We start from the raw sequence: 22,051 nt of genomic DNA on the forward strand, positions 1-22,051 counted from the left end.
TTTGGGTGAGATGTGTGTAGTTCATTATGCAATTTCGACTGGCCGGTCAAAAAGGCACAAATGCTATCGCATCTTGCCCTCATTAACCGGTACCGTTCATAAATTGCACTTCATCCTAGAATTCGCCCATGTTGAGAACAGAAAAATTGCAGTAGATAGCTAATTCTATTCATTAATGCAACATTCGTTAATTCGGACCATTTGATGCACATTCACTGATGTATTTCTTATTCTGATGTTAAGTTTTTCAATAACAAGCAGTCTCATCAGTTGATTAATTAACACTCAGATTTCACCGATATTTTATGTTAAATGTTTTTTGTTTTTCTGCGTAAACTATTTTCTTTCTAAGTAGAAAAAATGACGTGAAACTTAAATATGCTGAATAACGTTGTTTTTGTCGATAGCGCCTGATCACGTGATTAAAATCGGCGATAACTTATACGATGTTTTAATGTGGCGCCAAGCACTCATAAATATCCCCTGAGCGATTCGATTATTATCAATTTTTCGCCTTACAAAAATACCTTATAAATAGTTGAATGTTGGGATTTTCTGCATAAGAAATTTCGTGAATTTTTGGCACGCCTAGTCTGACGAAGGTACCAAACACCAATTCAATTTCCAATTGACTGGCGCAGTCTCACCCCATTCTCAGATCGCCCAACGCCCATCACCGATCTTTTTTCCAGACTCTCACTTTGCAATAAAACGATGCAATTTTGCTACATCATAATCTGCGCCGCCGTCTTGATGATGTTGTGCAGATAATTTGCCACCGTGTTGTATTCCGAATGCGGTGAGTAAGTTTGCCTTGGTATGGCTTTCAATGCACAATTTGGGTGCGTGGTAGGGGCGGGTACTAATGCGTTACGTTGGCTCTTACCTCATGTCTCAAGATGGCAACCTCAGGGGGCCTTCAACGATCGTCAGTAACTTGCGTGTCGAACAAACTTTTTCGCTGAAGCTGCGCTCGACCTTAGATGTGTTGAATGTTTTTAGTCGTCAAGACAAAGATATCGTCTGCGAACAAGATGATCGGGTCATGCCGAACAGCCTCGTTGTGCCAAATGGCATTACTGTACATCCAGTTGAGCCAAGGCAGTGCAGATTGACGCTGCACTATCATTTTTAAATAGGACGATTGCTTGATATTGATATTGATATTGATATTGATAATGGTACGCTATTTGCTAAGTACCTCATGTTGCAAACACTCTATAGCGATGATGAGGTTGAGTGTGTCGCTGTGTTGATGTAGATAAATGATTTTCATGGAGTAGTTGATGCTGACGCGAAACGGTACATCCGGGTATTTAAAATCCCATCTGGTTCAGCCCGGAAAAAAAGCCGTCGGCGTGCGTTTCACCACGCAAGAATGGCTCTCGCTCGCAGGTCTATATGGCTTTATTATATTTTTGCATGGACTGGGGTGGGGGCTGTATTTACATTACACCGCTGAATATCCAGCAATGTTAGGACTTGGTATGGCTGCATATATGTTTGGATTGCGTCATGCATTTGACGCAGACCATATTGCCGCCATTGATGACACCGTACGCTATCTTTTACAACAAGGAAAAAAGCCGCTTGGGGTTGGTTTCTTTTTCTCCCTGGGGCATGCGACGATTGTATTGATTTTAGCCATTTTCATTACCTTTGCAGCGACGGCAGTCAAAGCAGAGTTGCCACAACTTAAAAGCATGGGTGCCTTAATTGGCACTAGTGTGTCGGGTCTATTTTTGTGGGTTATCGGTGTACTTAATTTGTTCGTTCTGTTAGATATTTTGCAGGTATGGAAGGGGGCAAAAAGCGGTCAGCATAGCCATCATCACTTGGAAGATCTATTGGCGCAACGTGGCCTGATGAATCGTTTGTTGGGTGGACGCTTGCAAAAAATTATCACTCATAGCTGGCAAATGTATCCATTGGGATTGTTGTTTGGCCTTGGCTTCGACACGGCGTCCGAAGTCGGGTTGCTTGCGATGACTGCCGGTGCCTCCAACGGCAATTTGCCGATTCCTGCGGTGCTGTCGCTACCAATTCTCTTCGCTGCTGGGATGTCACTGATGGACACCACGGATGGCATACTCATGTCTAAGGCGTATCACTGGGCATTCGTAAATCCGCTGCGTAAGATTTTCTATAACATTACGACGACCAGTTTATCTATTGCAGTGGCATTGGTCGTTGGAACCGTGGAGTTGTTGCAGGTTCTGATTGATATTTTATCTTTGCGCGGCCGATTTTTTGATTGGATAGGCGCCCTGGAATTTAGCGCGCTGGGTTACATCATTGTTGGCATTTTTCTTTGTGCGTGGCTGCTATCAGTATTGATCTGGAAGTTTGGCAAAATCGAACAACGATATACCAGAGTTCTTCCAGAAAAATCGCACACGCATTTGCATATACATGAAAACGGTATCGTCCATTCGCATGAACATTTCGATTGATGGCGGCGCTATAGGAATTGCCAGCTGTTTTAAGGTTGCCAGTCGACGTATGACCGATGTACCTTGTCATGCGCTTTTTGTAGCTCTCCGCTAAGTGCGGCCGCTTTGATTGCTTTACTTAAAGCTTGATTTACAAAATCACCGCGCTTACTGCAAGACATAAAAAACATGTCAGGATAATCATTAAAATATTCTCGGTGAATATTATTGAGATGTAATTTGTTGATTTCGTAATCGGCTTCTTCTTGCGCCCATATCACTGCGTCGAGGTGCCCCGCATTTAATTTTTTCATCGACTGTTCAAGGGCGATGACTGCGTGAACGGGAACTCCCCAATTAACTGGTGGCGCTTCAATATTTAAATTGGTCGCTTTCTGATTATCAAATAGATCGGTTTTTTTTATGATGTTATTTTTATTGCTATAGACAACGAAAGTGACTTTTCCTAATGCTTCATGGGAAAACTGGGTCGGTAAAGTTGCTTCTTGTAATTCGTTTAACTTCATGGTCGGCATACCAAAATCCGCGCGTCGATTGATAATATCCCAATAAATTCTTTTCACGGGTTTAATGGTGATACTAATTTTTCCTTCGGGATAATACTTGTTGATTACCTTGATTAAATCAGCAAAGGGGCCTTGATCAGCCTGTTCCAGTATGAGCGGTAAAAATACGGCGACACCATGCAAATTAGGGTCGGTATTGAGAGGAGACGTATCAGGTGGCGCGTTCACATCGCATCCCAATACAATTTGTGACGCCAGGCACATTGAAATCGAAAAAGCGCACATTAGATTTTTAATCATTGCCGTTACTCCTTCATGGTGCGATCAGGCCATCTTTCTAGCTTAAAAAACACGTTCGTTTTTAAGGTAAATAAAACGCTAAAGCTGCATAAAAATTTGTGGCCGATGTCCATCAAGCAACTTCAAGACGCTACGAACATCTTCATTGATTCAAACTTACTTTATCACAATAGTCTTGTAATTCAACTTTGCTTTAATGATGGAAATACCTACGTGGGTGGCGCTTAGGTATTCTGTTGTCGACCTTAGGACAACGCTGAATTTTTTGGATGATAGTATATTTGCGTTAAATGAGTAGATTGATATGTCAAATCAATAATTAAGCAAAGTAATTTCTACTTGTAGGAAGGCGTATCGTAAGTCGCAGACTTGTGTTGTGGTGGTTGGCGGGGGTCCGTCGCATTAACTTTTAAAAAGGCGAGTTGATGCCTTTACCGCTTTTTACGTGATCGCTGGACGGACTACGCCTGCCAACGCATAGAACTGGTCTGCAAATGACATGTTCTCACATCCGACCAGCTTCAGTTGTCCTTTGCGTAGCATGTGCATAAGTTCAATGCCGGCCAGAATATTTCTGGCAGCACGAAAAGACTTGAACCCAAGCATAGGAAGTGTCATACGCTTGATCCCACGATGATCTTGCTCAACCATATTATTGAGATATTTGACCTGCCGTACAATAATGTGCAATCTCTTGTCTTCGATGATCTGATCAATCGCTGATTTATTTGCACCGCTCTTATCCATGGCGATTTTATCTGGTAGACCGTTTTTATGTACGGCTTTGTCGAAGAAGCGCATGGCCGCTGCCTTGTCACGCTTGGCGCTCAGCAGGAAATCGACGGTTTGTCCTTCTTTGTCGACGGCGCGATAGAAGTATTTCCATTGCCCGTTGATCTTGATATAGATCTCATCCATCCGCCAGCTGCGACCGACAGGGCGCTTATACTTTCTAAATGTTTTTTCGATCAGAGGCAGAAACCGGATGGCCCAGCGGTTAATAGAAGAATGGTCGACAAAGGCGCCACGTTCTTGCATCATTTCTTCGAGATGACGATAGCTTAATGGGTAAGCCGCATACCAACGAATACAGACGGCTATAATTTCCAACGGAAATCGCATTCGTTTTGTATCAAGCATGGCTGAGCATCAATTTTAAAAAGGTGCTGAGCATAACCGATTTCGCTTTTAAAAAGTTAATGCGACGGAACCCATCGATGCCGTTTGAAAGAGGGCGTCCATTCCATTAGAGTCATCAAAGCCACATACAAGCATATCAAAACCAATCATCATTTTTTTGACGTAGTAAGACTATTGACTAAATTCCAATATTCCTTATTTGAAATTTTACTACCGTCATTCAAGCCAATTTGAAGATTAACGCCACTTCCTTCTTCACTCCCCTTATTCAGCAAGAAGAATCCAGAAATCGCGCCCTTTCTGCTTTTCGGAACACAAAACCAGCCGATTTTACCTTTAATATTTTTCTTAAATAAATTCCCATCCGATTTTCCGCAATATGCTTTGGCCAAATCACGAGTCGATGAAAACTGTTCTGTCGAGTTGGACCAAGCAACAACTGAAATAGAAGAAATTCTTTCTTTTTCCACGTACTCGTACAAACTCGTTTTTGTCAAATCTGGGCATTTATCTTTATTATCGAGAAATACGTAGACACCCCGATCTGGGGCATCACTCAAGCCAGTGCAAACAGTAGCATTGACCGGAACATCAACACCAAATTCAAGCTGATCGTTCCAGTATGATGTCCCCGAAACAATTGCCGCCACAAGAAAAGCTATCATTTTATTTAATCCTTTTGCTCAGACCATATTTCTTTTCGCTTAATAATGGAAGAAAGGACTTGAACCCAAGCATCGGACGTGTCATACGCTTGATCACACGATGATCTTGCTCAACCATATTATTGAGATATTTGACCTGCCCTACAATAGCGCTCAGTCCCTTGTCTTCGATGATCTGATCCATCGCTGCTTAATTTGCACTGCTCTTATCCATGGCGATCTTTCCTGGTAAGCCATTGAGAAGCATAGCTTTGTCGAAGAAGCGCATGGCAGCAGTTTTATCGCGTTTAGCAGTGAGCAGAAAATCGATGGTTTGTCCTTCACGGTCAACGGCACGATACAAGTATTTCCATTGTCCATTGATCTTGATAGAGGTTTCATCCATTTTCCAGCTGCTACCAACAGGGCGTTTATATTTTCTGAATGTTTTTTCGATCAGAGGCAGAAACCGGATTGCCCAGCGGTTGATGGAGGAATGGTCAACAAAGGCGCCTCGTTCTTGCATCATTTCTTCGAGATGGCGGTAGCTGAGTGAGTAAGCTGCATACCAACGAATACAGACGGCTATCATTTCTAATGGAAATCGCATTCGTTTCGTATCAAGCATGGCTGAGCATCAATTTTAAAAAGGTGCTGAGCATAATCGATTTCGCTTTTAAAAAGCTAATGCGACGGAACCATATCGAATTATCCAAAAAAATTCAGAGTTAGCTGAACAAAATTCAGAGTTAAGTGAATTTCGACATTTCGACACTAATCTTCGTCTTATTTTCAATAACTTTGAAAAAGTCGCTTGCATAAATCACTGTTTTTTTATACAGTACTGCAAAACGTGGATTTAACCCCTGCGTTTGTTTTCCACCGGCTGCTTATTGAATGAAAGAATGTATGGACGATAAGAAATCTGACAACAGCTCAGAAAAGAGCAAGGCGCTTGCTGCGGCGCTAGCACAAATCGAAAAGCAATTTGGTAAAGGATCGGTCATGCGGATGGCCGATGGTGCCGTCGTGGAAGAAGTGCAAGTTGTTTCCACAGGTTCTTTAGGTCTCGATATTGCATTAGGTGTCGGTGGTTTGCCACGTGGGCGTGTTGTTGAGATTTACGGCCCGGAATCATCAGGTAAAACCACGCTGACTTTGCAAGCTATTGCTGAAATGCAAAAAATTGGTGGTACTTGTGCATTTATTGATGCGGAACATGCGTTGGACGTTGGTTACGCACAAAAGCTTGGCGTTAATTTAAATGAATTGTTGATTTCTCAACCAGATACTGGCGAACAAGCCTTAGAGATTACTGACGCTTTAGTGCGCTCTGGTAGTGTCGATCTTGTCGTTATTGACTCGGTTGCAGCGTTGACACCGCGTGCTGAAATTGAAGGCGATATGGGTGATTCTTTACCTGGTTTGCAAGCGCGTCTGATGTCGCAAGCATTGCGTAAATTGACGGGCAGTATTAAGCGTACGAATACGCTGGTGATCTTCATTAACCAGATTCGTATGAAAATTGGCGTGATGTTCGGTAGCCCGGAAACGACAACTGGCGGTAACGCATTGAAGTTCTATGCGTCCGTTCGTCTGGATATTCGCCGTACAGGCTCTATTAAGTCTGGCGACGAAGTTGTGGGTAATGAAACGAAAGTCAAAGTCGTTAAGAATAAAGTAGCGCCACCGTTTAAAGAAGCTCACTTTGATATTCTTTATGGAGAAGGCACTTCCCGTGAAGGTGAAATCCTTGATTTGGGTGCCGATGCCAAGATCATTGAAAAAGCGGGTGCCTGGTATAGTTACAATGGCGAACGTATCGGTCAGGGTAAAGACAACGCACGTAATTTCCTGAAAGAACGACCACAGTTGGCGCATGAAATAGAGAATAAAGTACGCGAACATCTTGGCGTCCCTTTGTTACCAGCATTGAGTGCCGATGCTGCAGCGTAGTTAAATTGTGATCGACGGTGAACGTTTTTTGATTCTCGTCGACTTACGTAAAAGCCGATAATTTACAGCTATACAACAAGCTGAAATTGTCGGCTTTTGTTTTTGTATTTCAATACAAGAAGCACCCCATACGAACTTACTTTGCTAAGGGACCCTATTTTACAGAGGGTGTTTAAATAATGCGAATGCCAAGTTTGTTCTGTATCCGTTGACATAATTGCTATGATTAAACAAAAATTAAGTCTCAAAGGGCGTGCGTTGCGGTATTTGTCGATGCGTGAACACAGTCGGGTTGAGCTGACCAGAAAGTTATCACCTTATGCTGACGAGCCCGAGGAAGTTGAGGCGGTGCTGAATTGGCTGGAGTCATCTAACTTTATGTCCGCAGAACGATTTTCTGATTCGCTGGTGAATCGTCGTTCTGCCCGCTTTGGTAATCAGCGCATTCTGGCGGAGTTGCAAACGCATCAGTTGGATAGTGTCGAGATTCAGCGGGTAAAAGAGCAGCTATCTGAAACTGAGTTGGAGAGGGCGGTGGCTGTGCTACATCGTAAGTTTCCGCAAGCGCCAGCAGATCATGAAGAGAGAATGAAACAAAGTCGATTTTTGCAGCAAAGGGGATTTTCTGGGAAGGCGATTCAGCAGGCGATGAAGATGCCTCGGGAGGACGCTAAGTAGTAATATATAGCCGATTGCGTAGGGCGAGGGCATGCCGCCAGCTAAGTTGTTTAAAAGAGCTGTAGGGTCGCGCAATCCGCCAATTTTTTTGTTATTTGTGGGATTGCCCCTCGTGCGACCACGTGGGGCTTGGCCCGGTGGCTATCTACCTTACTTTACGTCGCTTAATCAAATTCAGAAATTAAGCAAAAATGACAATGCTGACATCGTGCCCTTCGGGCGCTGTCACTGCCTTTCGGCACTATTTGTGCGATCCAAAAAATTGGGAGAGGATCTGAACTCCCAGCGCTCAAACAAAGATACTTTCTGATTCTATCTCTGCGTCACTCAAATTGTTTTGTCAAAAGCGCATAAGATACAAACCAAAAAACAATCCAAACCCAAATTCTCAGGTTACGCTATTTCATTCCAATTCCACCAAATTTAGAGTCAAAGTGGCAATGAAAATGCATTTTTTTGCCCTTTAATGCCTGAGTTTGTTCTATAGAAATGCAAAAAATGACCGCTTTTGGTGAGTTCATGTTTTAGCTGTGCTAGAATTCGAAGGTTTTTTGCAGCGCCGCAGGAGCGGCTGTTATCGTAGAAGCTGCGGTAACGACGCGCAATTGTGGCTCTTTTATACTGAATTAGCCGCCAGCAAGGCATGATGCCCTTATCACCACCGACAATTTCCCGCACGTTGAAACACACGCGTGCTATCAGCATAGCCGCGTTTGCTCGTGATGACGGCCTGTGGGATTTTGACGCCCATATCACCGATCATAAGACGCGCGATATTAAACTCGCGTCAGGTGTCCGTCCTCAGGGGCAAGCTTTGCACGATTTACATATTCGTGTGACGGTCAATCTACAACTGCAGGTTGTCGATGTTGAAGCTAGTTCCGATGCTGTCCCATATCCAGGATACTGCGAATCAATCGCACCGGATTACAAAAAATTAATTGGTTTAAACCTGCTTAAGCAGTTCCGCCAGGGCGTTAAAGAACGACTTGCAGGTATTCATGGCTGTACGCATCTGACCGAACTTGCACAAATTTTGCCAACCGCGGCGATCCAGGCCTTTGCCGGCGATGTCATTGATACCCGCGATAGCGCCAGCGATCACGCTGGCAATGCAACCCAGACTCAACAACCTTTCCAGCTTGACCGTTGCCACGCCTTGCGTGTTGACGGGCCAGCCGTTGTTCAGTATTACCCGCGTTGGGCGAAACCTTCGCCTGACGCAAAATCACCCAGCTAGTTTGTTTGTTTAATTATTTATACCTCAGTGTCTGAAGGGAAGTCGTATGAAAATCCATGAGTATCAGGGTAAAGAAATCCTCCGTAAATTCGGAGTGACCGTACCACGCGGTATCCCATGCTTGTCCGTTGAAGAAGCAGTGAAAGCGGCTGAAACCTTGGGCGGACCAGTCTGGGTCGTCAAAGCGCAGATTCATGCCGGCGGTCGCGGTAAAGGTGGTGGCGTTAAAGTTGCAAAATCTTTGGAGCAAGTGCGTGAATACGCTGATGCGATCATGGGTATGCAATTGGTCACACACCAAACTAGCCCAGAAGGTCAAAAAGTTCGTCGCTTGTTGATCGAAGAAGGTGCTGATATCGCTAAAGAACTGTACGTGAGTATGGTAACTGATCGTATCAGCCAACGCGTTGTATTGATGGCATCGTCTGAAGGCGGTATGGACATCGAAGAAGTCGCGGAAAAACATCCAGAACTGATTCATTCCATCGCTATCGATCCAAGCGCTGGTCTGCAAGATGCGGAAGCCGACGATATTTCTCGTAAAATTGGTGTGCCAGAAGGCTCTATCGCTGATGCGCGCGTTCAATTGCAAGGTTTGTTCAAAGCCTTCATGGAAACAGATTGCTCTTTAGCTGAAATCAACCCATTGATCTTGACTGGCTCCGGCAAAGTCATCGCTCTGGATGCGAAATTCAACTTCGACGCGAACGCCTTGTTCCGTCAACCAGAAATCGTTGCTTACCGCGATCTGGATGAAGAAGATCCAGCAGAAATCGAAGCGTCTAAATTTGACCTCGCTTACATCTCTCTCGACGGTAACATCGGTTGCCTGGTGAATGGTGCTGGCTTGGCGATGGCAACGATGGATACGATCAAATTGTTCGGTGGCGAACCAGCGAACTTCCTGGACGTTGGCGGCGGTGCAACAGCAGAAAAAGTGACTGAAGCGTTCAAGATCATGTTGAAAAACCCAGGCTTGAAAGCCATCCTGGTGAACATTTTCGGCGGCATCATGCGTTGTGACGTGATTGCTGAAGGCGTGATTACTGCATCTAAAGCAGTTTCTTTGAAAGTGCCTCTGGTTGTACGTATGAAGGGTACTAACGAAGACATCGGCAAGAAAATGTTGGCTGACTCTGGTCTGCCAATCATCTCTGCTGACACGATGGAAGAAGCAGCGCAGAAAGTTGTTGCCGCTGCCGCAGCTCACGCTTAATTATCGCAAGGAATCAATATGTCCATCCTGATTAATAAAGACACTAAAGTCATTACCCAAGGTATCACTGGCAAAACTGGCCAGTTCCATACACGTATGTGCCGCGATTACGCGAACGGCAAAGAATGTTTCGTTGCTGGCGTGAATCCAAAGAAAGCTGGCGAAGATTTCGAAGGCATTCCAATTTTTGCTAACGTTTCTGAAGCTAAAGCAGCGACAGGCGCGACAGTTTCCGTGATCTACGTTCCACCAGCAGGCGCAGCCGCAGCGATCTGGGAAGCGGTTGAAGCAGAACTCGATCTGGCTATCTGTATTACAGAAGGTATTCCTGTTCGTGACATGATGATGTTAAAAGACCGCATGGCGAAAGCTGGCAGCAAAACAAAATTGCTCGGCCCTAACTGCCCAGGTCTGATCACACCAGACGAAATCAAAATCGGTATTATGCCTGGCCATATCCACCGTAAGGGTCGTATCGGCGTGGTTTCCCGTTCTGGTACATTGACTTATGAAGCAGTGGGTCAATTGACTGCGCTGGGTCTGGGTCAATCTTCCGCGGTTGGTATCGGTGGCGATCCGATCAATGGTCTGAAACACATCGACATCATGAAGATGTTCAATGATGATCCAGATACAGACGCTGTAATCATGATCGGTGAAATTGGTGGTCCAGACGAAGCGAATGCTTCCTACTGGGTACGTGACAACATGAAGAAACCTGTTGTTGGTTTCATCGCTGGTGTTACAGCGCCTCCGGGCAAACGCATGGGCCACGCAGGTGCTCTGATCTCTGGTGGTGCAGATACTGCACAAGCAAAACTGGATATCATGGAAGAGTGCGGTATCAAAGCAACGAAAAACCCGTCCGAAATGGCGCGTTTGTTGAAAGCGATGCTGTAATCTGGCTTCTATGTTAAGTTGCTAATAAGTAACAAAAAACCAGTAAAAAGCCGCGGAAAACGCGGCTTTTTTATTGCTGTATTGTTTGCTTCGTTGGATATCTGTGCAAACTGATTTTCTTAATGTTAAGCTTGAGTCAAATTTAAGATGTCAATCAAGAATAGCGGTTGTTCGATGTGCTTTAAGTAGAAAGACGTTGAATCACCCAGGGCGATGCTGAACACCCTGCGACGATATTGAATGCGGTCTACTTTTTATGCATTTTATTTAAGACTTAGGTTGCTGGCGTCCCATAAATAATAAATCGATGGTTTGCGCTACAGTCGCATGCATCAGGTAGTTTGATCCGGTATCCACATGCGGCAGTCGTTTGCTGTTCGGGAAAAGTCCAGACACATACGCGTCCGGTGAGCCACTATTTTTATTCCCATCAACAAATCTCATTGGCGCTTTGAACAATTATCGATGTCTAACGAGCACGTACTAGAATTTGCAGCACTCTCGGACACCGGGTGTGTCAGGGAACATAATGAAGACGCAATCGTGGTTTGCGCTGATTATGGTTGTGCGATTCTGGCTGATGGCATGGGCGGCTACAGAGCTGGCGAGGTTGCCAGCGCGATGACTACCCAGGTAATTGCCGATTATCTGTGCTCAAAACTCGATACAGCGTGGTTGACAAAGTTGGGCTTACCGCGGCTGAAGTTATCACGTTGGATGGTCGATGCGATAGAACTGGCGAACCGCCATGTCTTGTATTCTTCGCAAACCAATGCTGAATGTTATGGCATGGGAACCACCGTGGTGTTGGCATGTTGTTCGCAGGATAAATTATTGTTGGCGCATGTGGGTGACTCCAGAGCGTATCGTTTTCGCGATAATAAACTGACATGTTTAACCCATGATCACTCTGTTTTGCAGGAACAGCTTGATGCGGGATTGGTCACAGAAGAGCAAGCCAGATTTTCATCGATTAAGAATTTAATCACAAGAGCTGTGGGCACGCAGGAATCCGTGAGCGTCGAATTGCATACCCACGACTTAAAAGAGCAAGATTTGTACATGCTATGCTCAGATGGATTGACCGATATGCTTAGCCATGATGAAATTCAGCTTATCTTGCAACATAGTTCAGATGATTTATCTTTATGTTCTAAGGCATTGGTAGCCAATGCAAATGCGGCCGGTGGTGTTGATAACACGTCGGTTGTTTTATTTAAAGTCCATGCGATCCGCAATCTTTCCTGGCTGCAACGTCTAATGGTTCGGTAGTTTTGCTTACATTGAATTTATGAGAGATTTATGGCGAAAATCATCGTCACCTTTAATGGTTTGATACAACAAGAAGTGAGTATTACCAAATCGCGGATGACCATAGGTCGGCGTCCGGGAAATGATATTGTCATCGATCACCTTACGGTGAGCGGGCAGCATGCCGCCATCGATACAACTCCCAACGGGTCTTTTATTTTGGATCTGGGGAGCACCAATGGCACCATGGTGAACAGTCAGCCGGTAAAAAAACATTTGTTGCAGCATGACGACGTGATTGATATTGGTAAATACAAACTGCGTTTCCAAGTCGAAAAAAGTGCACAGGTCAAGTCCATTGCAAATCCTGATGGTGATAATGCACTCTCGGGCCCAGCAAAAATCAAGGTAATGAATGGTAATAATGCAGGCAAAGAATTATTGCTGACCAAACCCATTACCACCATCGGTAGCCCCGGGGTACAAGTCATTGCCATCGCCAAACACGCCGATCATTACTCCATTTCTCATGTCGAAGGCACGAGCAAGCCGAAAATTAATGATAATGAGATTCTTGCTAAAACGATTCTGGCGCATGGGGATGTTATCGATTTGATGTCGACTAAGATGCAATTTTTGGCAGGAAATAAATGATAATGAGGTCGATCAGGCGCTGCATCCTTGGGTGGTAATCCGCAGGGATGCATTTGTTGCGCCTTGTTCGATATGGTGTTCGACGATACATCCTCACGAGACCTTCGCAAAAGCAGCAGGATCCCCAATCTGTTCTGCTGAATCCTTACAGATCACCTGACAGATTACCTGACAGATTACCTGACATGCCAGCAGCAAGTCATGGCTTAGCAACGGGTTTTGTTAACTGCACAGGCTCAGCGCGAAATTGTCGCAGTATTTCCATATTTTTTGTAAAGCTAGTGATTGAGTTGTTGCCATTTCGTTTTGGCGTTGAATATTCGAGTCGGACGTTATTATCGTTAGAAATCCATAAGGCTGGATCAATGCCGACTTTAGCGAGGTAGTGATCAATATCTTCACTCGTTAACTCCCTACTTTCTTTTATTTGATCCATCGATAGTCTTGCACGTTGCAAAAGATTTGTCAGCGGAAGGCTTTGCTGCATACGATAAAGCGCTGTTGCATTCGCCTCTTTGTGACGCGGATCATTCGATGCAATCAAAATTCCCTGGCCACCTATTTGGTACAAACTTACGAACGTAAACTCAGACCGGACCGTGCTGATAATACTCAGTATGTCGGTTGGATCCAAATGGTGAAGTTGCACCCACTGCTGCAGTATGCCGCCTGGCTGTAAGTGAGCTTTTACCAGTTGATAAAATTCCTGGTTATATAAGGATGCGGCTCCTGCAAACCAGATGGACGAAATTTCAAGGCTAACAACATCGTATTGCAGCTCACGTGGAGCAAGTAGAAGCAGATTGCGTCCATCGGTTACATGGAGATGAACATGAGGTAAATTAGAAACGCCTTGATTGACGTCGCTAAAATGTTTGTTCGCCATCGTCACGACATCATTACTCAATTCGGCAATATCAAGCTCTTTAAAACCGGCGTCATGGAATACGCGGCTCGTCGCACCTGTTCCATAACCGATCACCAAAGCACGGCGCCGTTGTTCTTGATGCATAAGCGGCACAAAAGCGAAACCAATTTGCGCCTTCATTTCTCCATCCCAAGCATTGTTACCCTGAAATTTTCCGTTAGTTAGCAAAGTTGTTGTACCGGAATCGCTTGCTTGCGTCACTGAGGTTAAACCTCCATCGATGCTTTCAGCGTGATCAATGACGTTACCAATTACTTGCGGTGCAAAATAAACGTTACTGCCCGAACTAAGTGCCTGGTAATTCAGTGGCATCTGAATGCTAAGCACGATGACAATTGCAGAGGCACCGAGTAATAAACCAGGCTGCTTTTTTGTGACCAATTTGCTGAAACTAAGAATCAACGCGGAAAGTACTAATGAGATGAAGGCGATTAAATGAATCGATCTGAGACCACCCATTAAAGGTAGCAAAAAGAACCCGAACAGCAGAACGCCAACGATATTGCCGACGGTATTTAATGCGGTGGCCAATCCTAATACGCGGATCTGACCATCGGGGGCGAGATGCGTAATAATATCCATGCCAAGCACGTAGGCGGCGCCGATAAACATCGTCGGCGGCAACATGATCAAGGCACAAACCATCCCACGTATAGCTTCGCGTGCCGTGAAGCTATGGACCGGCGAAAAACCCGCAAAACTGGCAAAGTAGGCGGGCATCGTATTCCAAAAATAGATACTTCCTGCAGTGCTGAGCGCCAGACCCATAAAACAGTAGGCGAGCCAGGCCAGGGATTCTGCTTCTTTTCGTTCAAGTTGATTTTTTATGATGAAACCACCTATCGAAAGCCCGGCCAGAAACGTCGCCAGCATTAAACTGAATGCATAAACCCTATTACCAGCAATGATAGAGAGCATATGTACATAGACGACCTCGAGCCCCAAAGACAGTATTCCACCAACACATAAGCTGGTGAGCACCAACCGTGCGACGACGCCAGTGGGCCATGTGATTGATTTCTCATCAAAGATCTTATTCAGTACCGGAGAGGAAGAGATTTTCTTATTGAGATCTAAGCCACCTAATGCCACTAAGAAATTGAGCAATGCCGCAAACAATGTTGTGTTAATGATGCCAAATGCTGGAATCAGCAGATAACCACAAAGAAGGGCGCCAAACGTCGCTCCTGCGGTGTTGACCAGGTAAAGTAAGGCGATTTTTGCTCCGATTCTTTGGGTTTCAACTTGAAGCACTTGTGCCAGTAATGGCAACGTTGCCCCCATTAACACGGTGGGGATGATTAAGACCAGACCGCCAAGGCACACTCGCAATAGCAATAGGAAGGGTGCTTCAGGGGCTATCCCGGTTGCCAGGCTTACATAAATTGTCTGGGTCAAATGGAATAGCGTCGGCGTGGCGATGCAGTAAATGGCAATCAAGCCTTCGATGATGGAATAGGCAAAAAGTGGTCGCTTCGTTTGACTGGCAAACTTGCCACCAAAAAAGGAACCGATTGCCATTCCACCCAAAAACGTTCCCAGAACCGTTAACGTGGCGGTCGACGTGCTACCAAACGCAAGTGCCAGAGTTTTGGCAAATAACACTTGATAGATTAATGCTGCTGCCCCAGAGGCAAAAAACATTGCGCTTACTTTACTTTTCAATGTGCCGAAAAAAGTAGACGTGGTCGGCATGTTGATCGATTCATCGCTTAGTCGTAATTCGGCGAGATGCTTGAAGCGATTGATGGCAATACTCTGGAAAATAACTACGATGGCGGTTGATCCATTCATGAGCCAACAAAACCACGGATGCTGTTCAGCAAATGGCACGAATTCGCGTAGTACTATTACCCAGACGAACCAGGTTAAAAAGCCAGTAATGACAGTCCATTTTCTTTCTATGTGCGACCAACTAACGGTATGAGTACAAAGTGCGATTGCAGCTAAGGTAAAAGGGACGGCAACGATTAAATCAACAACGTAATGCTCACCAAGATAAATCGTTGCAATCGCTGTCAGCGTGGTTGCCAAAATGAATAAAAATCTTGTCCACCAAGCACTTCCGGTACGCCACCAAAGAATTGTCGAGGCAAGCATCCAGCCAAAATGCATTGAGGGCATGCCATTTCGAGGTGCGGTGCTACCTGCCACGGTACTATGAGGATAGTTGGTTAAACTATTAAGCAAATCGACGTAGTGTTCCGATCCAAAAATATAGCGTGGCCCGGTAATCGGAAAGAAATTATAGGCAAGCAATGCACATGCTGAAATGATGACCCATGTTTTAGCGCCCGATGCGGTTTGTTTGGGAAAACCATTGAGCTGAGAAATGGCAACACAAAGGAAACCGAGATGGGTGTAGCTATAAGCTAACTGGACTAATTGAGAAAGTCCCGGGATGAGATTGACTGTGTGAAAAATCCAAGAAGTGATGTTCAGATGTGCTGCCGCGTCCCATCGCATGGCAAAAAAATCCATGACGACTGGATGAAAACTCGTCTCCAATTCTAATGCACAGGGCGGAATGGCAATGAGCAGTAAAATCAGGATAAACAACTGACGTAAATTTCTCTCGTAATTAACACTCTCAGTCGTTTTTATTCGTGAAGTGATTCTTAGTAATAATGTCAGAAGAGCTGGTACTGATGTGAATGCAATAAAAGAAGAGAAATTTTCGCCAATACTGGACGTTTGCCATTGAAAGAATGCTGTCTCCGCCCAGAAAATGCTGACCAATACTGAGCTTATGACGCCTGTTACGATTACAAACAAGACATATTTTTTTGCAGGTCGAGTGAAAAAAAATAGGATGAAAAAAATACCCGAATACGATTTAAAAACATCAAACAAATGCCCATGAAAAAGCGGTATCGCAGCGCTAAGAAATTGTTTAAATGGAAGCGTGTTCAGGTCTAACATCGCTCCAAGAATTAATAAAAAAAAGCCAAACAAGGCTATATTTTTTGCATCGAGATACGCTTTTACACCTGATTGATTCATGTGGTTTGTAATGTGGATTGTAATGTGGATTGTAGTCAGCTGATTAAAATTTGTCGAAATTAATGATTGAAACTAATGATTGAAATAACATGATACTAAATTCGACAGTCGCGTACGAAATACGCCTTGGATGATCGTTGCAGAACAGCAAATCGACTAGAAATAAAAAAAGCTCCGAAATTCGGAGCTTTTTTGCACAACAGGCAAAAATTATTTGCAGCTTGCTGGCAAATAATTAGTAGCGATTGTACCTGTGCATGTCCAATTCAATTGGCCAACACCAGAGGAAGATGGTGTCAAAACAATAGTACCGGCAGACATTGCAGCTTCAGAAGTAGATGCTGTTGCAACGATCGCTGTACCATTCCAAGCAACACTTTGAACATACTTAGTTGTTTGGGATGCCAGGGTCAAGGATGTTGTAGCTGGCAATGCATTGTTTACGCCGAAGAACTCAGCAACAGCATCTTTACCAGCAGAAGCAGCCAAAATCACCTCAGAAACTTTAGCGCGTACTGTGTAGTCTTTGTATGCTGGCAATGCAACAGCTGCCAAAATACCGATAATCGCAACAACGATCATCAATTCGATCAGTGTGAAACCTTTTTGTACTTGAGTTGAGATGCTTTTAGTGATTTTCATTTAAAACTCCTTGAATGATAGGGAATGAACTACAAACGTTCTTAAGCATTAAGCGTGCCAGAAACGAAATTAGAAACCAGGAATAACCAATTAAATCGACAAAAAAGCTAATTCAGCCTGCAAAAAACCTTGTTTCACTCCTGTACCTGAATATATTGATGATAATTTTATATCAGACACAGCTCACTATCGGCGAAATTATCTCAAATCGCCAAAATTTGACTGACAAAAAACGTCAATATTTTTGAGGTGACAAAATTTGGCAGCACTGGAAAGCAAGAAATGCCATATTCTGCCGCTAAAATACGGGAGGACTTTTTTAAGACTTATGCAAATTTACTCCAAAGCCACGAACTCTCAAGCGCCAGAAGAAATATGCGCTTTAATCGTAATTTGATCTATTACCATTGGATATCGCTAAGATTAGGGACGTAACGATCGGTAGTTGTCAACAAAGATGACACGAGCCGCATAGGAAACGTTGGTTTTTTAATTTGCGCGCAAAATAAATCGTGCAGCAAGCCATGTTTGATTTGGGTTAAATTACAATCTGCAGCACGGTTTGTTTTTTGATAATTTCATTGCAATCAAGTTTTGACCGTAACCGATGTTGTCGCGACAACATCACAGACACCCAACGATACTAAGTGGGATCTATATCGTTGAAAGTGGTGCTGATAGATCATTGCGTATAAATAGGTAAGTATAAATAGGTAAGTATAAATAGGTCCCTATATTCAGGCTCGTAGAAATAGGCTCGTATAGATAGGCCCGTATAGATAGGCTCGTATAATCGGCCCGTATAAACAGGTCCTTGTATACAGGAGCTCTACATCGCTACTTCGTCATAAATTTGGTGATTATTATCTACAAGGATTGACGTTTCGTTGCCTATGGCGATAATGTCTCGGCTTTATAATTTGACTGGCAGTGGTATCTCATTGATAAGCTTGCCAGTTTTTTTGCAGATTAAATTATTAGACTTCTCCGAAACCGTACGAATGACAACGGGGCGCAAACAAATTTATTTTTTTAAATATCATGTCAGGCAAATTCAATCTTCAATCTCGTTTAAAAGCAGGCGCGATCCATTTGACTCTTTCTGCTGCGATTGCAGCGATCGTAGCTGCAGTTGTTTTTTTTGTATGGTATCCCGTACCCTACGACAAGATCTGTGGCGGTTTGAACTTATTGGTCCTGGTTTGTTCTGTCGATATCGTTTTGGGTCCATTGCTGACTTTCGTGGTCTTTGACACTTCAAAAAAGAGAGCGGTGTTGGCACGTGATTTATTTGTCATTGGGTTTGTTCAATTGGCCGCATTAACTTACGGCGCTCATACCGTCTACATTGCGCGGCCAGTCGCGCTTGTTTTTGAGGGCGGACAAAGGTTTCGGGTTGTTACTAATATTGAAGTTCAGGTTGACGAGTTACCCAACGCCCTACCTCAGTTTAGAGACTTGTCGATGACCGGTCCTGTGCTAATGAGCACGCGCCAGCCTACCGAAGCAGAAAGATACAATGCCATCATGGGAGCGCTCAGTGGTGCCGATGTCGGGACGCGTCCGAGTTTTTGGGTGCCATTTGAGGGGCAAGAAAAAGAAGTACTGAAAGCTGCTAAGCCTTTGGATCGCTTGTTGAAGCAATATCCGACGTCGACCAAGCTGATTGACGACATGATCAGTCAAGCTGGGCTGACACGGGAAACGACCCGGTTTATGCCGTTGGTCTCCAGACGCCTGGTGTGGACTGTGTTGGTGAACGGTGAAACTGGAAAAATTATCGGTTTCTTGCCTTTGGAAGGCTATTTCTGATGCCAATTACGGATGCCCCTTTTTCATCTGCGCAGCTTAATCATAAGGTACTTGATGCTGGGTACTTGATGCTTGGTGCTTGGTGAGTTTTGAGTTTTGAGTTTTGAGTGTGGCCTATCTTATTTGCAGAGGTGAGGCACATTGTTTTTAAGGTTCGATTTATATTGATTGCGGTGAATGACGATGGGTTCATGGAAGTGGGATGTCATATCAAAGGGAACTCGTCGAGGGACTGATGTGGTGTATGCGCTGCTTGGCGCAGGTATGTTGTTGTCCTATTTATTGCCGTGGCATGTGCATCCTTTAAGAAGTCTTTATCACGAGTTGAGTTCAATAACAGGATTGTTATTGGCATTCGCTGCGCTTGCTTGCTTGTCTTTTCGTGAAAAAATGAAAATACAGATGCCAGCGTTGATCGTATTTCCTGGCGTGATGTTATTGGTGCTGTTGCTGGATGTTTGTTCACCGCATCGAACAGCATGGTTTGATGCGTTGATCCCTGCGCAATATTTTATATTGATGGGTGCGGCCTTTATTTTAGGGGCGACGCTCACGGTCACAGAACAAGGACGCGAAGACTTTTGTTTGTCAATTGCCAGCGTATTTATGCTTGCCGGCCTAGTGTCGTTTGTAATGCAGCTAATACAGGTTGCCGGGCTCGATGCATCGCCGATTGTGATGTATGTACCATTTACACATACGTTAGGTCGACCCTATGCCAATCTTGCACAACCAAATCAATTAGCATTGTTATTTTGTTTTTCGTTGGCGGCAATCTGCTTACTTCGACAAAAAAATAATTTGTCCGGTCCGCAAGCATTTGTGTTGGCATTCTGCATTCTCATCGGCATTGCTCTGACGCAATCCAGAATTGGCTGGATCATCATTCCATTGTTCACATTCATGTTGATTACGCAGGGCAAAGAATCATCCAGAAACGATAAAGGCGCGATTGTTGTATTACTTGCGTTGTATTTTTCTATCGTTTTTTTATTGCCGTTGATTACTGCATCGGTGGGAATGGCGGGTGGTAGTGTGGCGGAACATGTTGGTGGTCGCTCGGAGCGTAAAGGTTTGTGGTTGCAGGCTTGGTCTATCGCGCAATCGCATCCGTGGCGCGGCGTCGGTTGGTTTGGTTTCGGTGCTGAACAGGTCAACATCGCGGCAGATCTGCCATCGTCGACCTATGCTGAACATGCGCATAATTTAATTCTCAATTTCGCAGCGGAAACTGGTTGGCCGCTGACACTGATTTTTTCAGGTGCTTTTTTATGGTGGTTTTGGCAGACCTTCATGGTGGCAAGAAAAAATTTGGCGCTGCAATTTTCTACCATGTGTTTATTGGCTGCCTTAGTTCATAGTATGGTCGAATTCCCTCTGTGGTATGCGTATATCTTATTACCTGTCGCGATGCTAATGGGCATGCAACACCAAATGCGCTGGCAGACCAATACGATTGATGTGCGCCCATTGTTCGTGCTGTCTATGGTTGCGGTTGCCTTTGCGACAATGGCATTGATGACTTGGGATTATCAGCGTGTGGTCAGCGGATTTAATGTCTTGCGATGGGAGCCAACGCCGTCTGCAGCTGGGTTGAAGAAATTGCAAAAACCGGCTTTTACGCTTTACCCGCAATTTTTTGATTACTTTGAATTAATGCAAATCGAGCCGCGCGAAGGGATGTCCATCGAAGAGATTGGCTATATGGAAAAATGGACTCCTCGTTTTGGCTTTGTTCATATCTTGAATAAGCTTGCTGAAATTAATGTACTTAACGGTGAACCGAAAAAAGCTGCTCGAGAGATGACCACCTTGCAGAAATTACACACCGAAGTTTATCCAGAATACTATGATTACTGGCACGCTAAGGGCGCCTTAGATCCACGATATAACGCAGTTTTTGCGCACATTCCTCAACGTAATGCCCCCTGATCGAGCGGTTTTCGCGTCGCCTCAATAGCGGTGACGCGGTGTTCTTTTTCGCATGCTTTATTGATTTAGTTGTGATCTTGCTGATCAATTAAACTCACCCAATCGCCTGATTTACCACCATGCTTTTCCAGAACGCGGATATCGCTCATCACCATCCCTCTGTCAACGGCTTTGCACATATCGTAGATGGTCAGTAAGCCGACTTGCACGGCGGTGAGCGCTTCCATTTCGACGCCGGTTTTGCCGACCGTTTCCACTTGTGCCTGACATTGTATGGTGTTGGTTTCGGTGGTGATGCTAAAATCAACATGGACTCTGGTGAGTGCGAGTGGATGGCAAAGTGGGATCAGATCGCTTGTGCGTTTGGCTGCCATAATGGCCGCAATTCGGGCAATACCTAACACGTCCCCTTTTTTTGCGGTACCCTCAGTAATGATCGCCAGCGTTTCTGCCTTCATACGGATCACCCCACAGGCGATCGCTGTTCTGTGGGTATCTTGTTTGGCGGCGACGTCAACCATGTGCGCCTGACCTTGTTGGTCAAAATGGGTTAGTTGAGTTGGTGATGAATCTTTTGTCATGAATGTAACATCAGAAGGAAAGTTGGAGAATGTTGGAACGAACGTTGTCAGCAGACATCATAGCACCGTCACAAAAAAACGAGGACTTAAGTAAACTTGCTTAGGTTTGGCTAAACAAACTCGAGCCTCCTGGAAATACACTCGTGGCATTGTTAGGTTCTTCAGCAGCGAGCGTAGCGACAAAGGCACTAAGAAACTGCGGTTTACGACGTTAG

Annotated in this window: 18 protein-coding genes and 1 pseudogene; 11 read left to right on the forward strand and 8 right to left on the reverse strand. The window is 44.6% G+C overall.

The window, feature by feature from the left end; all coding sequences use genetic code 11:
• The first annotated feature begins 865 nt into the window (after positions 1 to 865).
• Together ACO0K1_RS10605 and ACO0K1_RS10610 are read left to right on the forward strand one after the other, a co-directional pair.
• A complete protein-coding gene (locus tag ACO0K1_RS10605; protein ID WP_423025460.1) occupies positions 866 to 1,135 on the forward strand; it encodes a hypothetical protein in 270 nt (89 codons plus the stop codon).
• Positions 1,136 to 1,286: 151 nt separating this feature from the next.
• Positions 1,287 to 2,453 carry a HoxN/HupN/NixA family nickel/cobalt transporter gene (locus tag ACO0K1_RS10610; protein WP_423025462.1) on the forward strand — a complete coding sequence of 389 codons (1,167 nt, stop codon included), beginning with the start codon at positions 1,287 to 1,289 and terminating at the stop codon, positions 2,451 to 2,453.
• A 29-nt stretch (positions 2,454 to 2,482) separates the two neighbouring features.
• Here ACO0K1_RS10610 and ACO0K1_RS10615 read toward each other — a convergent pair whose 3' ends face one another.
• From ACO0K1_RS10615 to ACO0K1_RS10630, 4 genes and pseudogenes are all read right to left on the reverse strand, one after another.
• Positions 2,483 to 3,259 (reverse strand): hypothetical protein, encoded by a 777-nt coding sequence (locus ACO0K1_RS10615; RefSeq protein ID WP_423025464.1) that lies wholly within the window; start codon positions 3,257 to 3,259, stop codon positions 2,483 to 2,485.
• 441 nt (positions 3,260 to 3,700) lie between these two features.
• Positions 3,701 to 4,399: an IS6 family transposase gene (locus ACO0K1_RS10620; protein ID WP_423025466.1), complete on the reverse strand. Its 699-nt coding sequence runs from the start codon at positions 4,397 to 4,399 to the stop codon at positions 3,701 to 3,703.
• A gap of 149 nt (positions 4,400 to 4,548) precedes the next feature.
• Positions 4,549 to 5,064 carry a hypothetical protein gene (locus ACO0K1_RS10625; RefSeq protein ID WP_423025468.1) on the reverse strand — a complete coding sequence of 172 codons (516 nt, stop codon included), beginning with the start codon at positions 5,062 to 5,064 and terminating at the stop codon, positions 4,549 to 4,551.
• Between the two features lie 52 nt (positions 5,065 to 5,116).
• Positions 5,117 to 5,671 (reverse strand): annotated as a pseudogene (locus ACO0K1_RS10630) (IS6 family transposase); the annotation flags it as partial.
• 281 nt (positions 5,672 to 5,952) lie between these two features.
• On the opposite strand from ACO0K1_RS10630, the gene recA reads away from it, so the two are divergent.
• From recA to sucD, 5 genes are all read left to right on the forward strand, one after another.
• Positions 5,953 to 6,999 (forward strand): recombinase RecA, encoded by a 1,047-nt coding sequence (gene recA / locus ACO0K1_RS10635; RefSeq protein ID WP_423025470.1) that lies wholly within the window; start codon positions 5,953 to 5,955, stop codon positions 6,997 to 6,999.
• A gap of 222 nt (positions 7,000 to 7,221) precedes the next feature.
• Positions 7,222 to 7,677 carry a recombination regulator RecX gene (gene recX / locus ACO0K1_RS10640; RefSeq protein WP_423025472.1) on the forward strand — a complete coding sequence of 152 codons (456 nt, stop codon included), beginning with the start codon at positions 7,222 to 7,224 and terminating at the stop codon, positions 7,675 to 7,677.
• Between the two features lie 643 nt (positions 7,678 to 8,320).
• Positions 8,321 to 8,917 carry a DUF2889 domain-containing protein gene (locus tag ACO0K1_RS10645; RefSeq protein WP_423025474.1) on the forward strand — a complete coding sequence of 199 codons (597 nt, stop codon included), beginning with the start codon at positions 8,321 to 8,323 and terminating at the stop codon, positions 8,915 to 8,917.
• A gap of 31 nt (positions 8,918 to 8,948) precedes the next feature.
• Positions 8,949 to 10,133, forward strand: coding sequence for an ADP-forming succinate--CoA ligase subunit beta (gene sucC, locus ACO0K1_RS10650; protein WP_423001364.1), 1,185 nt, complete (start codon positions 8,949 to 8,951; stop codon positions 10,131 to 10,133).
• A gap of 18 nt (positions 10,134 to 10,151) precedes the next feature.
• Complete coding sequence (gene sucD, locus ACO0K1_RS10655) at positions 10,152 to 11,033, forward strand: succinate--CoA ligase subunit alpha (protein WP_423025476.1); 882 nt, start codon at positions 10,152 to 10,154, stop codon at positions 11,031 to 11,033.
• 267 nt (positions 11,034 to 11,300) lie between these two features.
• On the opposite strand, the gene ACO0K1_RS10660 is transcribed toward sucD, so the two are convergent.
• Positions 11,301 to 11,477, reverse strand: a complete 177-nt coding sequence (locus tag ACO0K1_RS10660; RefSeq protein ID WP_423025478.1) for a hypothetical protein — start codon at positions 11,475 to 11,477, stop codon at positions 11,301 to 11,303.
• 21 nt (positions 11,478 to 11,498) lie between these two features.
• Between ACO0K1_RS10660 and ACO0K1_RS10665 the strand changes: the two genes are divergently transcribed.
• Entirely contained in the window at positions 11,499 to 12,305 is an 807-nt protein-coding gene (locus tag ACO0K1_RS10665) for a Stp1/IreP family PP2C-type Ser/Thr phosphatase (protein ID WP_423025480.1), read from the forward strand.
• Between the two features lie 30 nt (positions 12,306 to 12,335).
• Positions 12,336 to 12,938: an FHA domain-containing protein gene (locus ACO0K1_RS10670; protein WP_423025482.1), complete on the forward strand. Its 603-nt coding sequence runs from the start codon at positions 12,336 to 12,338 to the stop codon at positions 12,936 to 12,938.
• A gap of 199 nt (positions 12,939 to 13,137) precedes the next feature.
• Here ACO0K1_RS10670 and ACO0K1_RS10675 read toward each other — a convergent pair whose 3' ends face one another.
• Both ACO0K1_RS10675 and ACO0K1_RS10680 read right to left on the reverse strand, forming a co-directional pair.
• Positions 13,138 to 16,869 carry a fused MFS/spermidine synthase gene (locus ACO0K1_RS10675; RefSeq protein WP_423025484.1) on the reverse strand — a complete coding sequence of 1,244 codons (3,732 nt, stop codon included), beginning with the start codon at positions 16,867 to 16,869 and terminating at the stop codon, positions 13,138 to 13,140.
• Between the two features lie 210 nt (positions 16,870 to 17,079).
• Positions 17,080 to 17,511 carry a pilin gene (locus ACO0K1_RS10680; RefSeq protein WP_423025486.1) on the reverse strand — a complete coding sequence of 144 codons (432 nt, stop codon included), beginning with the start codon at positions 17,509 to 17,511 and terminating at the stop codon, positions 17,080 to 17,082.
• A 1,041-nt stretch (positions 17,512 to 18,552) separates the two neighbouring features.
• On the opposite strand from ACO0K1_RS10680, the gene tfpZ reads away from it, so the two are divergent.
• Positions 18,553 to 19,323 carry a TfpX/TfpZ family type IV pilin accessory protein gene (gene tfpZ / locus ACO0K1_RS10685; RefSeq protein ID WP_423025488.1) on the forward strand — a complete coding sequence of 257 codons (771 nt, stop codon included), beginning with the start codon at positions 18,553 to 18,555 and terminating at the stop codon, positions 19,321 to 19,323.
• Positions 19,324 to 19,506: 183 nt separating this feature from the next.
• Positions 19,507 to 21,255 (forward strand): Wzy polymerase domain-containing protein, encoded by a 1,749-nt coding sequence (locus tag ACO0K1_RS10690; protein WP_423025490.1) that lies wholly within the window; start codon positions 19,507 to 19,509, stop codon positions 21,253 to 21,255.
• 65 nt (positions 21,256 to 21,320) lie between these two features.
• Here ACO0K1_RS10690 and moaC read toward each other — a convergent pair whose 3' ends face one another.
• Entirely contained in the window at positions 21,321 to 21,836 is a 516-nt protein-coding gene (moaC, locus tag ACO0K1_RS10695; protein ID WP_423025492.1) for a cyclic pyranopterin monophosphate synthase MoaC, read from the reverse strand.
• Between the last annotated feature and the right edge of the window lie 215 nt (positions 21,837 to 22,051).

Origin of the sequence: Undibacterium sp. SXout20W, from assembly GCF_049340285.1 — a bacterium.
In the GTDB taxonomy this organism is placed as follows: domain Bacteria; phylum Pseudomonadota; class Gammaproteobacteria; order Burkholderiales; family Burkholderiaceae_D; genus Undibacterium.

What these genes read in the sequence shown, in the direction of transcription:
- recX (WP_423025472.1), top strand. Translation starts at nt 7,222, where the DNA reads ATGATTAAACAAAAATTAAGTCTCAAAGGGCGTGCGTTGCGGTATTTG.
- ACO0K1_RS10625 (WP_423025468.1), bottom strand. Translation starts at nt 5,064, where the DNA reads ATGATAGCTTTTCTTGTGGCGGCAATTGTTTCGGGGACATCATACTGG.
- ACO0K1_RS10615 (WP_423025464.1), bottom strand. Translation starts at nt 3,259, where the DNA reads ATGATTAAAAATCTAATGTGCGCTTTTTCGATTTCAATGTGCCTGGCG.
- ACO0K1_RS10665 (WP_423025480.1), top strand. Translation starts at nt 11,499, where the DNA reads ATGTCTAACGAGCACGTACTAGAATTTGCAGCACTCTCGGACACCGGG.
- ACO0K1_RS10645 (WP_423025474.1), top strand. Translation starts at nt 8,321, where the DNA reads ATGATGCCCTTATCACCACCGACAATTTCCCGCACGTTGAAACACACG.
- tfpZ (WP_423025488.1), top strand. Translation starts at nt 18,553, where the DNA reads ATGTCAGGCAAATTCAATCTTCAATCTCGTTTAAAAGCAGGCGCGATC.
- ACO0K1_RS10670 (WP_423025482.1), top strand. Translation starts at nt 12,336, where the DNA reads ATGGCGAAAATCATCGTCACCTTTAATGGTTTGATACAACAAGAAGTG.
- ACO0K1_RS10605 (WP_423025460.1), top strand. Translation starts at nt 866, where the DNA reads ATGCGTTACGTTGGCTCTTACCTCATGTCTCAAGATGGCAACCTCAGG.
- ACO0K1_RS10610 (WP_423025462.1), top strand. Translation starts at nt 1,287, where the DNA reads ATGCTGACGCGAAACGGTACATCCGGGTATTTAAAATCCCATCTGGTT.
- moaC (WP_423025492.1), bottom strand. Translation starts at nt 21,836, where the DNA reads ATGACAAAAGATTCATCACCAACTCAACTAACCCATTTTGACCAACAA.
- ACO0K1_RS10675 (WP_423025484.1), bottom strand. Translation starts at nt 16,869, where the DNA reads ATGAATCAATCAGGTGTAAAAGCGTATCTCGATGCAAAAAATATAGCC.
- ACO0K1_RS10680 (WP_423025486.1), bottom strand. Translation starts at nt 17,511, where the DNA reads ATGAAAATCACTAAAAGCATCTCAACTCAAGTACAAAAAGGTTTCACA.
- ACO0K1_RS10690 (WP_423025490.1), top strand. Translation starts at nt 19,507, where the DNA reads ATGGGTTCATGGAAGTGGGATGTCATATCAAAGGGAACTCGTCGAGGG.
- recA (WP_423025470.1), top strand. Translation starts at nt 5,953, where the DNA reads ATGGACGATAAGAAATCTGACAACAGCTCAGAAAAGAGCAAGGCGCTT.
- sucD (WP_423025476.1), top strand. Translation starts at nt 10,152, where the DNA reads ATGTCCATCCTGATTAATAAAGACACTAAAGTCATTACCCAAGGTATC.
- ACO0K1_RS10660 (WP_423025478.1), bottom strand. Translation starts at nt 11,477, where the DNA reads ATGAGATTTGTTGATGGGAATAAAAATAGTGGCTCACCGGACGCGTAT.
- ACO0K1_RS10620 (WP_423025466.1), bottom strand. Translation starts at nt 4,399, where the DNA reads ATGCTTGATACAAAACGAATGCGATTTCCGTTGGAAATTATAGCCGTC.